Origin of the sequence: Nocardia farcinica (assembly GCF_029867845.1) — a bacterium.
GTDB lineage: Bacteria > Actinomycetota > Actinomycetes > Mycobacteriales > Mycobacteriaceae > Nocardia > Nocardia farcinica_A.
This window is the reverse complement of the sequence record NZ_JARWRU010000802.1, coordinates 1-1,876: the sequence shown is the minus strand read 5'-3', so window position 1 is coordinate 1,876 and position 1,876 is coordinate 1. Positions and strand designations below refer to the sequence as shown.

Sequence of the window (1,876 nt, the reverse complement as noted above, 5' to 3'; positions counted from 1 at the left end):
GGTCACGGTGGCGATCGCGGCAGTGGTCAGGAGTGCAGCGACCCGTCCGGTGCGGCTGCTGCCCGCCCCCCGCCCCCTCCCCCACTCCGCGCGCGCGGGGGCGGCCGCGGTGGGGGCGCACGACGGCGGGGGCGGCGGCGGGGTCGGCGAGGAAGTTCTGCGAATAGTGTCGCCGCGCCTGGGCTCGGGACAGCACGGGATGCGACGTGATTCGGTGGCGGGACATGGGTCTCCTCGTCGGAGCAGGTCGAATCAGGGCAAGTGATTCGCCCGGACCCATGCCGGGGCACGACGAGCCGCCACGACGGTCGATGTCCCGCGCGGGACAGCGGTCGGCTCGGAAGGTCAGCGCCGCGCGGCGCCCGGTCGGGGACCGGTCAGCGCGGGCTCACCGGGGCGGTGCGAGGCGCCGGCACGGGCCGGGCAGTCGCGCGCAACCGGATGAAGAACGGGGCGCGCGCCGCGTGCGCGCCCGTCGATGAAGACCCCATGGACGTACCATATCTCCGGCCCACCGACTCGAGCCACCGAATTTCCGGCGCTCGGCGCGGCCCCGCCGCTCCCGGCCCACACGAAGGAACCGGACGTGGCGGGGCCGCGGTCACGGTGGCGATCGCGGCAGTGGTCAGGAGTGCAGCGACCCGTCCGGTGCGGCTGCTGCCCGCCAGCGCGCGGCCTCGACGGTCTCCCCGCGCCGGTCGAGCACCTCGGCCAGCAGCGACATCGAACGGGACTCGCCGTACCCGGCCGCGACCCGCCACCAGGCCTCGGCGGCGGCGGTCTCGCCACGCCGGAACAGCAGCACGCCCAGATCGTGCGCGGCCCCGGCGTGCCCGGCCTCGGCGGCCTGCGCCCACAGCCCGCAGGCCTGCTCCTGCTCGCCCCGGTCGTACATGCCGGTGCCCAGGTCGTAGAGCGCGTTGCGGTATGCGGCGCCGGACTCCTCGGGGCGCCCGGTGACTCCCGCGCGCGTCGCGGCCGGCGCGGGCAGTGGCACCCACGACGCCGTGGCATCGGTCTCGGAATGCGTCTCCACGGGGGGCGTCGTGGAGGCAGGCTCCGAGTCCGCGGTCGGCGCGAGCGGATCGGACGAGATCGGCGGCACCGCCGACGGCACCGGCGCCATGTTCGGCACGGCCTGCCCGGACAGCGGGTCCGGGGACGTGCTCGCCCAGCTCGGTGCTTCCACGGGCAGGTCCGACGTGCTCGTCCAGCCCTGATCCGAGGCGGGCTCGGCGGGTGCGCTCGGCCAGGCGGGCCCGGTCGACGTGTCGGTCGTGCCGGAACCCGCCGATTCCCACAGCTGCTCGAACGACGGCAGCTCCGGCAGCAGCGCCGACTGCGGACCGGTCATCGGCTCGGGAGTGTGCCGCGGCTCGGGTGCGCGGCGCGGTCCCGCCGCGCGCCGCGGGGCGCCGGTCTGCGGCGCGGGCCGCCCGATGCCCGCCGGGTCGGGGATCTCCCACTCCGCTTCCGGTGGCGGTGGGGCGGCGGGCGGAGCGGACAGTCTCGGGGGCGCGGGCAGACGCGGCGCCGCCGCGGAGTCCGGGGACCCGGCACCACCCGCCGTCGTATCGGTGGGCAGCGGCGTCCCCGGCACTGTGCCCGGCGACAGGGGTGTGCCCGCGAGCGGGGCGGCCTGCGGGAGGCCGGAGACGGACGGATCGGCCTGCGGCGGATCGGTCGGCGGCCCGAACGGCGACGGATCGGACTGCCGCCCGCGCGAGGTCGGCGGGCCTGCCGGGAACGAGTCGGCGGGCGGCGCACCCGACGCGGGCCCCGCGGCCCCCCCGCCCCGAGCCCGCCGGTAGGGCCCCGCGGTGAGCCCCCCGGGGCGCCCCCCCCGGGGGGGGGGGGGCCCCCCCCCCCCGCGCGG

General features: G+C 78.4%; 1 pseudogene. It reads right to left on the bottom strand.

The annotated features are described in order from the left end of the window. Positions 1–625: 625 nt before the first annotated feature. A pseudogene (locus QH283_RS17515) lies at positions 626–1,876 on the bottom strand (hypothetical protein); the annotation flags it as partial.